15 protein-coding genes are annotated in these 14,070 nt (G+C 38.5%); 7 read left to right on the top strand and 8 right to left on the bottom strand.

Annotation, left to right across the window (positions count from 1 at the left end):
- Positions 1–128: 128 nt before the first annotated feature.
- Positions 129–1,295 (bottom strand): iron-containing alcohol dehydrogenase, encoded by a 1,167-nt coding sequence (locus QQK02_RS10895; protein ID WP_284208053.1) that lies wholly within the window; start codon positions 1,293–1,295, stop codon positions 129–131.
- Between the two features lie 121 nt (positions 1,296–1,416).
- On the opposite strand from QQK02_RS10895, the gene QQK02_RS10890 reads away from it, so the two are divergent.
- Positions 1,417–1,656, top strand: coding sequence for a hypothetical protein (locus QQK02_RS10890; protein ID WP_284208052.1), 240 nt, complete (start codon positions 1,417–1,419; stop codon positions 1,654–1,656).
- Here the strand turns inward: QQK02_RS10890 and QQK02_RS10885 are convergent, their stop codons facing one another.
- Positions 1,657–2,226: a TetR/AcrR family transcriptional regulator gene (locus QQK02_RS10885; protein ID WP_284208051.1), complete on the bottom strand. Its 570-nt coding sequence runs from the start codon at positions 2,224–2,226 to the stop codon at positions 1,657–1,659.
- A gap of 137 nt (positions 2,227–2,363) precedes the next feature.
- Between QQK02_RS10885 and QQK02_RS10880 the strand changes: the two genes are divergently transcribed.
- Positions 2,364–3,416 carry an efflux RND transporter periplasmic adaptor subunit gene (locus tag QQK02_RS10880; RefSeq protein ID WP_284208050.1) on the top strand — a complete coding sequence of 351 codons (1,053 nt, stop codon included), beginning with the start codon at positions 2,364–2,366 and terminating at the stop codon, positions 3,414–3,416.
- Entirely contained in the window at positions 3,416–6,451 is a 3,036-nt protein-coding gene (locus QQK02_RS10875; protein ID WP_284208049.1) for an efflux RND transporter permease subunit, read from the top strand. The genes QQK02_RS10880 and QQK02_RS10875 overlap by 1 nt, the downstream gene beginning before the upstream one ends.
- 33 nt (positions 6,452–6,484) lie before the next feature.
- Here QQK02_RS10875 and QQK02_RS10870 read toward each other — a convergent pair whose 3' ends face one another.
- Positions 6,485–7,540 carry a GGDEF domain-containing protein gene (locus tag QQK02_RS10870; RefSeq protein WP_284208048.1) on the bottom strand — a complete coding sequence of 352 codons (1,056 nt, stop codon included), beginning with the start codon at positions 7,538–7,540 and terminating at the stop codon, positions 6,485–6,487.
- 149 nt (positions 7,541–7,689) lie between these two features.
- Between QQK02_RS10870 and QQK02_RS10865 the strand changes: the two genes are divergently transcribed.
- Complete coding sequence (locus QQK02_RS10865) at positions 7,690–8,100, top strand: acyl-CoA thioesterase (RefSeq protein ID WP_284208047.1); 411 nt, start codon at positions 7,690–7,692, stop codon at positions 8,098–8,100.
- Positions 8,101–8,429: 329 nt separating this feature from the next.
- On the opposite strand, the gene QQK02_RS10860 is transcribed toward QQK02_RS10865, so the two are convergent.
- Genes QQK02_RS10860 through QQK02_RS10845 form a run of 4 tightly spaced genes read right to left on the bottom strand, consistent with a single transcriptional unit; the run spans position 8,430 to position 10,982 of the window.
- A complete protein-coding gene (locus tag QQK02_RS10860; protein WP_284208046.1) occupies positions 8,430–9,047 on the bottom strand; it encodes a sulfotransferase in 618 nt (205 codons plus the stop codon).
- 38 nt (positions 9,048–9,085) lie between these two features.
- On the bottom strand, positions 9,086–9,535 hold the full coding sequence (locus tag QQK02_RS10855) for a hypothetical protein (protein ID WP_284208044.1): 450 nt from the start codon (positions 9,533–9,535) through the stop codon (positions 9,086–9,088).
- 13 nt (positions 9,536–9,548) lie between these two features.
- A complete protein-coding gene (locus tag QQK02_RS10850) occupies positions 9,549–9,752 on the bottom strand; it encodes a hypothetical protein (protein ID WP_284208043.1) in 204 nt (67 codons plus the stop codon).
- Between the two features lie 21 nt (positions 9,753–9,773).
- Entirely contained in the window at positions 9,774–10,982 is a 1,209-nt protein-coding gene (locus QQK02_RS10845; protein WP_284208041.1) for an EAL and HDOD domain-containing protein, read from the bottom strand.
- Between the two features lie 290 nt (positions 10,983–11,272).
- Between QQK02_RS10845 and QQK02_RS10840 the strand changes: the two genes are divergently transcribed.
- Positions 11,273–11,581, top strand: coding sequence for a hypothetical protein (locus QQK02_RS10840; protein WP_284208040.1), 309 nt, complete (start codon positions 11,273–11,275; stop codon positions 11,579–11,581).
- Here the strand turns inward: QQK02_RS10840 and QQK02_RS10835 are convergent.
- A complete protein-coding gene (locus QQK02_RS10835; protein ID WP_284208039.1) occupies positions 11,578–12,171 on the bottom strand; it encodes a hypothetical protein in 594 nt (197 codons plus the stop codon). The genes QQK02_RS10840 and QQK02_RS10835 overlap by 4 nt on opposite strands.
- Positions 12,172–12,400: 229 nt before the next feature.
- Here QQK02_RS10835 and QQK02_RS10830 point away from each other — a divergent pair, with 229 nt between their 5' ends.
- Positions 12,401–13,195, top strand: a complete 795-nt coding sequence (locus QQK02_RS10830; RefSeq protein ID WP_284208038.1) for a DUF2884 family protein — start codon at positions 12,401–12,403, stop codon at positions 13,193–13,195.
- Between the two features lie 118 nt (positions 13,196–13,313).
- The gene (locus QQK02_RS10825) at positions 13,314–14,069 is read left to right on the top strand and encodes a tRNA-uridine aminocarboxypropyltransferase (RefSeq protein WP_284208037.1); all 756 of its coding nucleotides are present in this window, start codon (positions 13,314–13,316) and stop codon (positions 14,067–14,069) included.
- Position 14,070: the final 1 nt, after the last annotated feature.

Raw genomic sequence — 14,070 nt, 5'->3', positions numbered from 1 at the left:
TTGAATTTATCTGTTAATATCGTCAAAGCGTCGAGCGCTTTATCCCTTAATTGGGCTATAGCGTTCGCGCTAATAAACGACAGATAACTTGCTTCAAAACCTTGTTAGCATTGAGTTGCTTGAGCTCCCTATAAGCTGTTAGTCAGGATTTCTCTGACTTTATCAATCGTTACCGATTGGTTTTCACCCATTTTAGTCATCTTCAAGTTTGTTAAACTTTCTATAATAGGGTCAATGACGTCGCTAGTGAGTTGGTACTCACTAAAGCGAGTTTTCATATTAACTTGTTGGAAGAAGTTTTCTGTTTTTTCAATGATAGCATCAATCGTTTTATCAATATCACCATTAAACTGGCTAGGCTCTATAGCTAATACGCGCTCACCATATTGCAGTAACTTAGCTTGTTTTTCAGCACGCATTATCGACATCATTCGTGGTAATACAATGGCAAGTGTTTGCGCGTGATCTAAACCATATAGGGCTGTAATTTGGTGACCAATACCGTGAGTTGACCAATCTTGAGGCACGCCAGAGCCGATTAAGCCGTTCAATGCTTGCGTTGCACTCCACATGATGTTTGCTCGCGCACCTTTATCATTGCGATCCTTGGTCAATGTAACGCCGTCTTCAAGTAAAGTCATCAAAATACCTTCTGAAAACCTGTCTTGTATTTTAGCGTTTACAGGGTAGGTTAAGTATTGCTCCATGACGTGAACAAAAGCATCAACAATACCATTGGTTAATTGTCTTTCGGGTAAAGATGACATCACCGACGGATCTAAAATAGCGAAGCGCGGATGTACATGTTCACTGCCAAAGGCTAATTTTTCGTTGGTTTCTTTTTTTGATACGACGGCAAAGCTATTTGACTCAGAGCCAGTTGCAGGTAAGGTCAGGATAACGCCAAGTGGGATGGCACTTTTTACTGGCGCAGTTTTTGACAGAATGTCCCATGGTTCCCCATCAAAATGGGCAGCAGCGGCAATAAACTTGCTGCCATCAGCTACAGAGCCACCACCAACGGCAAGAATATAGTCTATTTGCTCTTGCTCAACGATGGTCAGTGCTTTTGAAAGCGTTTCTAAACTTGGGTTTGGCTCTATGCCTGAAAATTCAAACCAAGTATGTTCTGACAATGCTGATTGTACTTGCTGATAAATACCATTACTTTTAATGCTACCGCCACCATAAGTAACAAGTACCTTTGCTGATTTAGGGATTTCTTTTGATATTTGAGCTATTTGCTGTTCGCCAAAGTGGATTTGTGTTTTATTGCTATAGCTAAAGTTAAACATAGGTAGTGTCCATTTGTTATGAGTATTGATATTTACCGGGTTAACATGATGTAAATCAATACAACTTAATTAATTATTGTTACTGTTAAACGATAAACACGACTTTAACGATGAGGAATCAATGTCAGAAAGCGCACTCATTAAACTACTAAAAATCGTTATCATATCTGGCTTGTGTTTATTGTTACTTGGCCACTATTTCATCAGTTATGCGAACTTACCTCAAAGGTTGGGAGTCGCGGGCATGATTATTAGTGCTGGCTGCATTGCCATCGGGTTAATCTTGTCGTTACCAACAAAAATGTACCTCACCTTTTTACTAGTAAAGCGTGAAAATGAAAAACGCGCTAAACATAAATGACTAGGTATGTGCGGCTACCTGATAAATTTTAAGCAGTGAGGTAATGTGTTTTTCTCTATTTTCCAGCCTTCCTGTATTGACTAAACCACTAAATGTTATCTCGATTAAATCAGCAACGTCATATGCTGTCATTGCCAATTTATCTAAACAAATCTCGTTGTTTTTGATACCTTGCTGGAGGATTTGCTCTATAAGATTACACTTAACCTCGCGCATGCTAAGTATTTCTTCCCTGCAATACTGCTTAGCACTATAAATAAGATCATTACGCACAATCTCATCATTAATTTCTTTGAATATTTCATCGCCCCATTGGGTTAGCAACGAGTCGACTTTCGTCCAGCATGGTTGTTTACAAGCTATAATACTAGCTGTTTGTTCTATCAATTCTTGATTGTAATGGACGATAACTTTTCGAAAGATCTGCTCTTTTGAACAAAACTGCTTATGTATAGTGACGCGAGAAACATCGGCATACTTGCTTATCATTGAGATAGTGGTAGCGCTAAAGCCATGCCGATAAAAGCATTGTTTTGCAGCATTTAAAATTTTAATCGTACTGTTAAGCACAAGATATCCGTAGGCAAAATTAGAACTTAGAGGGAGTTTAATTGTTTTTTATTAGAATTACAAAGTTTACAAAATTAGATAATCTGTTAATCTGTGATTCATTATTTGTGTTCAGTTAACACGTTAGAGAGTATTTAATGAATAAATTTTTGATTGCGCTGATGAGTATTATGCTTATTGTTTCTTGTTCAGAAGTGTCACAACAAAAGCAACAAAACCAGCCAGTTATGGTTAAATTAGACCATGTGAAATTAGTGAATGAGAATGCTAGTTTTACATTTCCTGCAGAAGTTGGCGCCGTGAAAACTGTCGATGTAAGTTTTGAGGTTTCAGGTCGTTTAGTGCAACAAGATATTGTCACAGGGCAGCAAGTAAGCGAAGGGCACTTATTGGCGACAATTGATCAAAAGCCGTTTATACGTCAAGTAAAAGAACAAACATCTAAAAAGCAACAAGCTGAACGAGAACTAACCCGAATCAAATCAATGCTTGAGAAAGGTCTCGTTTCTCAACGCGCTTTTGATAATGCCCAAACAACATTTGAGCTAGCTGAAATTGAATTAAGTAATAGTCAGCAACAATTAAGCTACACGCAATTACTTGCGCCATTTGACGCGCAAATTTCTGAGCGTTTAGTCGATAACAATAGTTTTGTTCAAGCAGGGCACACTATCGCGCGTATTCAAGATATGTCTAAAATCTATTTTACGATTAATGTTCCTGAGCGTGTTATTACGGCAAACACCGGCAAGAAAATTAAGCAGGCAAAGGCGACTATTGGTAGTTTGAAGCAATCTTTTCCTGTTACTTATTTAGAACATTCAACAACACCAGATCCTGTTACTCAAACATATAGAGCGGTTTTTGCAATGGATCCCATTGCTGGTGTTAGCCTCATTCCTGGTGCACGTGCCATGCTTGAAGTTGTGATTGAACAAGGTACAAATCAGCAAGTGCACGTTGTGCCATTGTCAGCTGTGCTAGGTGATAAAAAAACAGGTTTTTATACATGGCGTTTTGATGAAGGAAGTCAGTCAGTTGAAAAAGCACCGGTTAAGGTTTTACGCTTTTTAGAAAATGTCGTCGTTATTGAATCTGACTTAACACCCACAGATCAAATTGTTACCGCTGGCGCAAGCAAAATGTATTCAGGAATAGTCGTTCAGCCTTATCAGGCGGAGTTTGATTAATGGATATCGCACGTTATTCAATTAAAAATCCGGTAAATGTATGGCTACTTGTCCTGATCTGTATTGTTGGTGGTGTGATTGGTTTGTCTAATATCGGCCGTTTAGAAGATCCAGCATTTACCATTAAAAAAGCTCGGGTGATGACATACTTTCCAGGCGCTAGTGCCATAAAAGTAGAGCAAGAAATTACAGAACGGGTTGAAGTGGCTATACAACAAATGCCTCAACTAAAACGTGTTACGTCAATTTCAAAACCTGGTATATCTGAAGTAACCGTTGAAATTAATGATACCTATAACTCTTCAACATTGCCCCAGATATGGGATGAACTGAGAAAGCGTTTACGTGATGTTCGAGCTAGTTTACCGATTGGTGCATCCGAGCCCGTAGTTCTTGATGATTTTGGTGATGTATACGGTTTGTATTATGCACTAACGGCACCAGACTTCACCCTTAATGAGATTAGAGAGTTCTCTCGTATTATTCGTCGTGAATTACTTACGACTCAAGGTGTTGCAAAGGTTGAGGTCAATGGACTTAAATCTCAACAAATTGTTGCCTATATGGATCCTTATCGCATCGCTGGTCTTGGTTTGTCATTTCCAGATGTTATTGCGCTCTTTAATGATAACTTGCAACCTTTTGACAGTGGTCGTATTGAAGTTGATGGTAAGAAGCTGCGGTTGCTGGTGGAAGACGCAGACTCGCGTATTGAAAGTTTAAGTAACTTAACACTCGTACTGCCTGGTTCAAGCTCATCGATTAAAATTCGTGATTTAGCTGAACTAAGGTTAGAAGAAACTGATGTTCAAGATTTTCTTGTTCACCATCATGGTAAGCCTGCTGTTACGTTAGCTATCTCAGCAATCAACGACGTTAATATTGTTAATGTGGGTGAACATATTGATAAAAAAATAGCCGATGTCTTAGCAAAGCTACCGGCAGGTCTTGAACTCACGCCAATTTATAACCAAGCAAAAATTGTCGATGAAGCGGTTGTTGGCTTTATCGAAAACCTTGTTTTATCGGTGGTTGTAGTAACCGCGACGTTATGTTTATTTATGGGGTGGCGCTCTGGCGTGGTCGTGGGCTCTGTTTTGTTGATCACGGTAATGGGGACTGTGTTAATCATGTGGCTACTTAATTTGCAATTACAGCGTATTTCGTTAGGTGCAATGGTTATTGCCATGGGCATGCTTGTTGATAATGCGATTGTTGTTGCAGAAGGCATGATGCTTAGAATGAAGCAGGGGAAATCAGCTAAACAAGCCGCCAGTTTCATTGTAAAACGAACACAATGGCCATTACTTGGTGCTACCGTTATTGGTATTGCTGCCTTTTCAGGTATTGGCTTATCAAACGATTCAACAGGTGAGTTTCTTTTTTCATTATTTGCTGTCGTGCTGATTTCATTACTATTAAGTTGGGTTTTGGCTGTTAGCGTGACCCCTTTGTTTGGTTCTTACTTTTACAAAGTTGAGACAAGTACTGAGCAATATAAAAAAGTAGGTGGCTTTTTGAAGGGCTATTTAGGTTTACTTAATGTTGCACTGCGCAATCGAGGAATAACCGTAGGCCTTCTTATTGCTGTCACGATTACTGCCTACGCTAGCTTTGGTAGTGTCAAACAAGGTTTTTTCCCGCCGTCTAATACGCCACTGTTTTTTGTCCATTATTGGGGGAACCAAGATAATGATATTCGTCAAACGACTCAGGCTATTTCAGCAGTAGAGCGAGCGTTACTTAAACACGAAAAAGTAGCGACAATAACAAGTTTTGTTGGCCGAGGTGCTGATCGTTATACCTTAACCTATAGCCCACAAGCACCGAATGAAAGTTACGGTTTGTTATTGGTTAGAATGGATAATACTGATGATATTAATAACTATGCGCAGGAAATATTAGCAACTGCCAAACAACACAGCCTGGATGCTGATTTCTATTTAGAGCGTTTACAGTTTGGCCCAGGTGGCGGTGCTAAATTAGCCGCTCGTTTTTCAGGACCAGATAGTCAAGTGTTAAGAGAGTTAGCTGATCAAGCGATGGCTATTATGCGTGCTGATGGCGGTATTAGAGATATTCGTCAGGATTGGCGTCAACAAGGTCTGGCATTGAATACGCATTTTGATGAATATAATGCGGGTATTGCAGGCGTTTCACGGACAGACTTTACACGTGCAGTACAATACGCATCTACAGGTGTTGACCTGGGCATTTTGCAAGACGGAAACTATGCGTATCCCATTCGTGCAAAAATGTCATCCTCACAAGATTCAGTGATTGATGCGATTGAAAATAATCAAGTTTGGAGCCAGCAACAGCGCCAATACATCCCGTTTAAACAGCTATCATCTGGCGTGAGTTTGGTCAGTGAAGAAGTATTAATACAGCGAAGAGATCGGCTTAGAACAATCACCATATTTGCAGATCCTGCTTTTGGGGAAACCGCGAATAAAGCCCTTTTGCGTGTAAAAGGTGATATTGAGTCTATTAAATTACCGGCGGGCTATTCATTAGCTTGGGGTGGTGAGTATGAGTCGGCAAAAGATGCACAAAAAGCGCTAGCTAGTGGACTACCTGCCGGCTTCTTAGTGATGTTTTTAGTTTCTGTATTACTGTTTGGCAAGTTAAAGCAACCATTGATTATTTGGCTTGTCGTACCAATGGCGGTTGTTGGTGTTGTCAGTGGCTTGTTATTGGCTGACATGCCATTTGGTTTTATGTCTTTGCTCGGTTTTTTGAGCTTATTTGGTATGTTAATTAAAAATGCGATTGTATTAATTGAAGAAATTGATCTACAAATTGCCGAAGGTAGCCCACCAAATATGGCTATTGTTGAAGCGAGTGTAAGCCGTTTACGTCCGGTATCTTTAGCTGCAATTACAACAATCTTAGGTATGGCTCCGTTACTATTTGATGCATTTTTTGCTGATATGGCGGTCACCATCATGGGGGGATTGACGTTTGCTACGTTATTAACCTTGATTGCCGTCCCTGTGTTGTATAGCCTGTTTTTTAAGATAAAAGTAAACTAATTTACAGGTAAAGCCCAATAATAGGTTGGGCTTTTAACCACCACAAATCTGGTTTCGGCCAGCTTTTTTTGCATCATACATCAAGATGTCTGCTTGTTTTTTAGCCTGCTCAAAGTCGAATAGGGTTAACGCTTGGCTTACGCCAAAACTCGCCGTTAATGTAATAGGTTGGTTTTCACGGGTTATTGTATTTTGTTCTATCAACTGGCGTAGCTTTTCGCATATGCTCAATCCAATACTGATACCTGTTTGTGGGAATATCAGTAAGAATTCTTCTCCTCCAATACGAGATACAATATCGCTACCTCGACAATTTTCTTTTAGGAGATTGGCAATATGTACTAAGGCTAAATCACCTGTATCGTGTCCGTAGGTATCGTTTACTTTTTTGAAGTGGTCGATATCAGTAATTACGACCGTCATCGGAAAGTATTTCTCTGGATTTATGGTTGCAGATTCAAGCAAAATGTTATCAATGAAGCGTCTGTTGGGCAGTTTAGTTAACGCGTCGGTGTTGGCTTGTTTTTGCTTGTTGAAATTTAGCATGGTGAGCTCTACGTAGCTCTGAAAACGAAAGTACTCAGCAATTAAGCAAAGTATCATAGCCACTAAGTATGATGCCAAGAAGCGTGAAATTTCTACACTGCGGTATGTCGCTTCAAGTATACCTGGATTAAATAACAGCGCCATTAAGGCAAAATACACTAAAATGTTGCCTATCAAGCCATTAAAATAACCAAAGAACACAAAGTAAACGATAGGGAAGGGGAGTATCCAATATAAACCGGTATTTTGATTTCCTCCTGAGTAAGCTAAGTATAATACTAAGATACTGATGCCAATCGAGCATAAAATGACTGACACCTTAAAGCGTTGATGAAAGTGAGATAACACCGCATTAATGATAAAAAATATGCCAAGCACATTGAGCGTGACTTTAACCGCACTATTGTCACCACTTTGCTGATTCGCAAAATATAAAATGATTAAACTACATAAGTAGCTCAGCATGTAAAAAACGAGTTTTTTGCGTTTTAACTCAACTTCTTCTGTTGATTTTAAACTAATGAATTTTTGCCACCAATCCATAGACTTGCCTATTCATAATCTCATAATCAAATCTTAGTGAATATTATCATTATGTACAGTTTGTTTATTATCTCTGGTCTTACCTCTTACGCAAAAATCCGATAGCAGTTATAATAATGCACGTATTTTTATTTATTATTGGAAGTTCTATGAGATTCTTATCTCGTCGTTTAGTGATGCCTAACGACTTAAATTACGCTAACTCATTGTTTGGTGGCAGAGCATTAGAGTGGATTGATGAAGAAGCGGCGATATACGCAATTTGTCAACTCGAAACAAACTGTTTAGTAACCAAGCATATCGGCGAAATTAGTTTTGAATCAGCGGCGCTGCAAGGAGATGTTGTAGAGTTTGGTTTAAAAACAAAAAGTGTTGGTAAATCATCTATCACGGTAACTTGTATGGTAAGAAACAAAGTAACGAAGAAAACCATCTGTTTAGCCGACGATATTGTATTCGTAAAAGTTGATCCTGACACGCGTTTACCTGTGCCGCATGGAAAAACGCTTGAGCAGCTTAAACAGCAAACGCTAGATGAAATTAAAACGTTAAATATGTAATAACAAAAAGGCCTGAATATTAAGGTTTTTTTGATATTGATTAATTATTTTCTTCAATTTTTTTTTGCTTTAAACGCTTCTACGCAGCCTTTGCTTGTCGTATGTCTAAAAACAAAGAAACAGCAATTAATATTAAGGTGGCCATTAAACCAATAGCTAAGGTTTTTGCGTTAATAGCGCCACTTGATAAAGCAATTAAAGAAAAGCCAATTATAACTAGTATGACCTCTTTCATTGCACACATAGCATAAAACTACTTTCGCTACTCTTTGAAATAACGAAGCTAGGTTAAGCTGTAGTGAATTGAGCATGGATTGTTTAAATTTGTATTAGGATTTAACTTTTAAATTTGCATCGACTTTGTTTGGGTGCTTAATTGAATTCCAGTAAGTGATCTTGCCGCCCACATTTACTCTTTCGAAGCCAATTGAACCTTTACTTGGTATGTTTAAAAAGTCTAATAAGCGATTATAACTCTCTTCTTTTGCAATATTTATGGTAAGTAAACGTTGATGGTTGTCATTAAAGCAGTGCTCTACGCGTTGCTGATGATTCACATAAATGTTGGTAAGAAACTCATCACTATTTATATTTTCTTGGGTTAATGGATTAAAGACATTTTGATAGCAACGCTTTAGTGTTGGGTTAAAACCTCCATCTGTTCGGGTTACATTGCGATGCATGCGATTAAGTAATTGCTTTATCGAAGGTAACCACAACTCTAAATCACGGGTAAGGTGAATAAATTTAGCGTTTGTGTAAGTGTTGGCAAGCATCTCAAAGTCACAAAATATAGGTGCGTCGGCGATTACCTGTGCCTGCTCAAAGGCAGCGTTGGTATAGGATGTATGTGCAACTTTATAACCGAGTTGGAGCATCGCCGAACAAATACTTGTGGTGCCCGTGCGTGGCAGTCCAGTAATAAAAATTTTTTCTTGTGTAGGCATGATTCTACTTTTTAGTATGATTGACGATAGTGGCCAAACTAACTAAATAATCGTTGCCACCAAGGTTGAGGCGCATGATTTGCTAAATCGTACTGTGTGTCAAGGAGACCGATGCGCAATGAATAAGTATTACCATGCCCCCATGGCCACCAAATAAGTATAAGCCCTGGTGATTCTTTAGTTGCCGACATGGTGAAAATTTTTTGCTCTGTTGATAACTTACCGTAAGGTGTGAATTGTTCTCGAAGCGAATTAGGTGCTTTCTTAATGTTTTTACTGTGCCATGTATCCGGTACATTTCGTTCAACGACGGTTAATATGTCTTGCGCAAAGTTTCGAGCAAAATGCGTCAAAATAACTTGGTGCTTTGCATCCCACTCCCACTCAAGATCTGAGGTCACTCTTGGTTGATTAATGGTATTAAAGGCGAGCTCAATTTTGGTGACTAATAATTGACTTTTATCTTTAGTTGATTGCTCTGTAGGCATATGCGTTAGTTTTTTAATTTTCGTCGTTTATTAGGTATTGTCGATAGTTTTTCACACCGAAATATCTAATGGATTTTTTATGAGTGACTTTTTTGGCAATAAGCACGTTGTCTCGGTATATTTTTACAACTTGCTTATCACCATTTTTGTCGGTTTCGTATTGATGAGCAGGGTTTAGGCGCAAATCATCAAACTCAGTTCTCATGATTAATTTCATAAAACGCTCAAATACTAGGTGCTAGATATCAAGGTTGGCACACCACTTACTCGCCTTAACAAATTCTTGAGATAATGCCTCTTTATCTAATGCCAGTTTTACGATTAGGTCATCAGCATCATTGGCACCTTCAATAAAGCTTGTTGCTAACTTAAGTAGTTCGCCAAGCTGACCTTGTTGCCCAACCAATGCATCCTTTATCGGGTCGGCTAACGGCATAGTTGCCATGATGTCGGCCATTGGCATACTCAACAGGACTTCCATTGAGCTTAGTAAGCCGGTAATAAAAGCAAAATCACGAACTTCTTTAAATTGTTGGTGAACGGCAATTGATGACATTAACTTACCTGCAATCAAAGATTGCTTGGCAATTTCATCGGTACTATCGGAAGTTAGCTTTGACAAAGCTAAGATTGAAACAAACTGTTTTAAACTATCTTCGCCAAGGTAAGCTGCTGCTTGTTTTAATGATGTTATTTCAACTCGAGTGCCTACGGCAACGTTATTCACCATTTTTAGTAAACCAACGCTCAGGTTTACGTCGTGACCAATAATCGTCGATACAGCATTAAAGCTAAACGGTTCTTTAAAGGTCTCGCTTATCAAGTTCAACATTTGCGCCTTCATAGGTGCCAAAGTTTGACCTTCTATTATTTCAGGGATGTGATAAAAGTATCCTTGGAAATAATTAAAACCAACTTCTGCTAACGATTGGCGCTGAAATCGTGTTTCAACCTTTTCTGCTGCTAACTTGATGTTAAAAGGTCGCATGCGAGATAGCGCTTTAAAGACTTGTTTTGGGTTCTGCTGCTCTACATCGATTTTCAATACGGAAATATAAGGAAATAATACATCCCACTTTTCAGCTAAATCATAATCGTTTAAGGCGATTCGATAGCCTTTGTTGTGGTAGAACTTAACAATTTTTATCAATCGGTCTGAGGCTGTTTTATGGCCAACGATTTCAATTACGATACTATCTTTATCAAACATTAAGGGATACTTATTAATCAAGCAGTGCTCGGTAAAGTTGATAAATGCGCGTTTACCCATGCAGATTGCTTTTATATCACCATGAATGTGATTTTGAATAATGAGCTTTGCGGTCGCAATGTTTTTATCGATTGCAGGGAATGAATTTTCGGGGCTATCTCTGAAAAGTAATTCATAGCCAATCGTATTATTTTTAGCGTCAAAAATGGCTTGTCTAGCAATATAGGTATTATACATTTTATCAATAAAAACAGGGTTAATAAGTTGTTAAGCCTAAGATACCCTAATTTAACGTCATTTTACTAGTAAAAAGCATGATATTTTGTTGTTACTGTACTCGCTATGTTGAAGTGTGCTTGGTTAACTTGTTAAAAATCAGTCAGTTAATGGGGTGGTTAGTCGTTTATAATTTGTTGAATCAGATTTTACATAATATGCGCAAATATTTTTATTCTTCTGGTTAAAGTTTATTAATTTATTGTCGATAAAACGCACAGAGTTGAAGAGAGAAAAAAAGAGAGAAGGTTGTGCGTCAATTAAATTCATTAGGTCAAGCAGTTGCTATGGAAACATCGTCTACGGCTGTGACTTTTAAAAATTTAAAAAATGATCAGCAAAAGCAGCAACAACCTAAAAAAGCTAAACAGAGCGAAAAAAAGAAAACTGATCACTATCAAGAAAAAGCGGTATCTGAAGTTCAAAATTTTGAAGAAAGGCGCTCAGGAGATGAACGCCGGACCGGAGGTAAAGCTCAGCGTCAACGATGGATAGAGTCACGTCAACAACCCGATAGACGTAAATCAAACCAACAGACGAAAGTTAACTTTGTTATTTAATCTTCGTAACCCCATGGCGCTTTAGGCGCTGTAATCGGCTGAGATAAATCAAAATCCACTTGAAATTCCCTAGCTAGCCTTATCATTCTATAGCTAAAGCGTTCAGGGTATAAAAAGAACTGCCAAGTATTATCGTTTGATTGAGGGATTCCCTGTTTAACAAAAAGCTGCTTGGTATAACTGTCCGCAGGGAAAGACTGAACTTGTGCGAATCCTTCATCTTCTGTTAATCCGCCGTACATGGTCAATGTATCTTCAGAACCATCTTTATGACGATGATCATGTTTTAGCATTAAACCTGCATGAGTTTTGGTTATTATCCATGTGCGCGATGAATCATCACCAACGTGAAACGGTATTTGAATTTGATTTTCGTCACAGTACCTCACATGCATCACTAGCTTTTCTGAAAAACCATCACTTTTCGGCGTGTCGGTTTTAATTTTACCTAAAAATGCTTTGCCACAGTATTGCTGTAGGTTGTTGAAGAAAGACTGCTGGGCGGCCGCGATTGGCACGTCTACGTCAGCAATTGCGGTATTAAGTGAGAGTAAGCTAACACTAGCTAAGGTTAATAAGCGATTATTCATGGAAAGTTGTTTACTCCTTTATGTTGTAAATTCCTTGAGGTTATTTATTGGCAAGATACACAATTATTTAGTTTATTTCACTATTCTTTATTGAAAACCATTAGGCAGTTTAAACCGGTATTTTGTGTTAACTATTTGATAAATAGTATTAATAATGAGTTGGCACCAGTCTTGTAATGTATATGGTAAATGGCCAAAGCCAGAAATTGAGTATCAATAACAAGGAATTATGATGAAAACTTTACCAACTATAGTCGCTCTTGCCTTAGCTTCAGCTGCACCTTTAGCATTAGCTGATAATAATTGTGATGTTAACCTTGATGCGAACTTCTCCCTGAAAAACAATCATATTGTTTTTTCAAACGATCATCATGAGTTGTATCAAATATCAGACGATAACGAATTAATTATTGATAGTAAGGTTGTTGATTTATCTTCATCACAACGAGCGACAGTTGATGCTTTTGCAACAGGTATTCGTGACAGTGTTCCGCAAGTTCGTACCGTGGCAATCGAAGGTGTGAACATCGCGATTGAAGGTGTAAACCTAGCGTTTAACGGGCTACTTGGTGAAGGTAATGATGTGAGCGAAGAGTTAACCTATGAGTTAACTGAAATTCGAGAACAGTTAGCTCGTAAACTTGATAGTGAAACCGGTATTTATATTGGAAGCAATGAAGAAGTTGCAGAAGATATTTTAGGTGAAGACTTCGAGCAACGTTTTGAGCAAGTGTTAGAAAGTGCTATTGAAAAATCAATGGGCAGCTTATTAATGGCGGTAGGTCGTGAGATGATGTTCTCTGGCGGCGATATGGAAGCTTTCGAAACACGCATGGAAGACTTTGGTCAAAACATTGAAAGCCAAATGGAAGCCCGTGCTGAAACGCTTGAACAAGCTGCTGACGAACTTTGCCAAGCACTTGTGACAATTGATGAATTAGAAGATGACATGCAAGACGCAATTCCACAATTAAAAGATATTGATGTTTTGCATATCCACGGTCATAGACACAACGATATTTAAACCACTGATACGTTATACACTCCATGTACTTCGCGGGCGAAAGCCCGCTTTTTTTATTTCTACTTGCAAATTTTTGGTTAACTGGTACAAATGCTTTTCTTAATTATTTGGGCAAGCTATGAATCGATTTCAGTATCTTCATCAAACACGAATAAATAGTGCAACTAAACCCTTTAATGCTCGAGGAAAGGGGGTTAAACGCTGTAGAAATTGCCAAGTTGCGATACAAAACTGTATATGTCATTTGAAGGTAACTAACCATTGTAATGCTGCATTTTTAGTCATATTGCACGACAGTGAAATTCTTAAACCAAGCAATACTGGTCGACTAATAGAAGATGTTTGCGCCAATACCTTTCCGTTTATATGGTCGCGCACTCAGCCTCAAGATGAGTTAATTGCTTTATTGAACGATCCTCGTTGGTTTCCTATGCTTGTATTCCCTCAGCAGTACGCACTTCCTGAGCAAACCGTGTATACCGACAAAGTAGCAATACCTGATAATAAACAACCGTTGTTTGTTTTACTCGATGGTAGTTGGCGAGAAGCAAGGCGTATGTTTAGAAAGAGTCCTTATTTAACTAAGCTTCCAATTGTTACCTTACCTGATAACAACCAAGCACAATTGTCTGATTCGCGATACGCTTTACGAAGTGCTCAAGTTAATAATCACTTAGCAACGGCAGAAATTGCGGCTAAGATATTAAAACAGCAAGGAGAGAGTTCTTCTGGTGAACTGCTCGATTTATGGTTTGACGTGTTTTCTTGGCAATATCAAAAAAGTGTTTGCCAGCCGTCCGTTGGGGATGAAAATGCTGTGATGAAATATCAACAATTTATAGGTGAAAAAGGGCTGAATTACGATGGTAAATAGC

The organism is Thalassotalea eurytherma, assembly GCF_030161415.1.
Lineage (GTDB): Bacteria > Pseudomonadota > Gammaproteobacteria > Enterobacterales > Alteromonadaceae > Thalassotalea_G > Thalassotalea_G eurytherma.
This window is presented reverse-complemented; position numbering and strand designations above follow the sequence as displayed.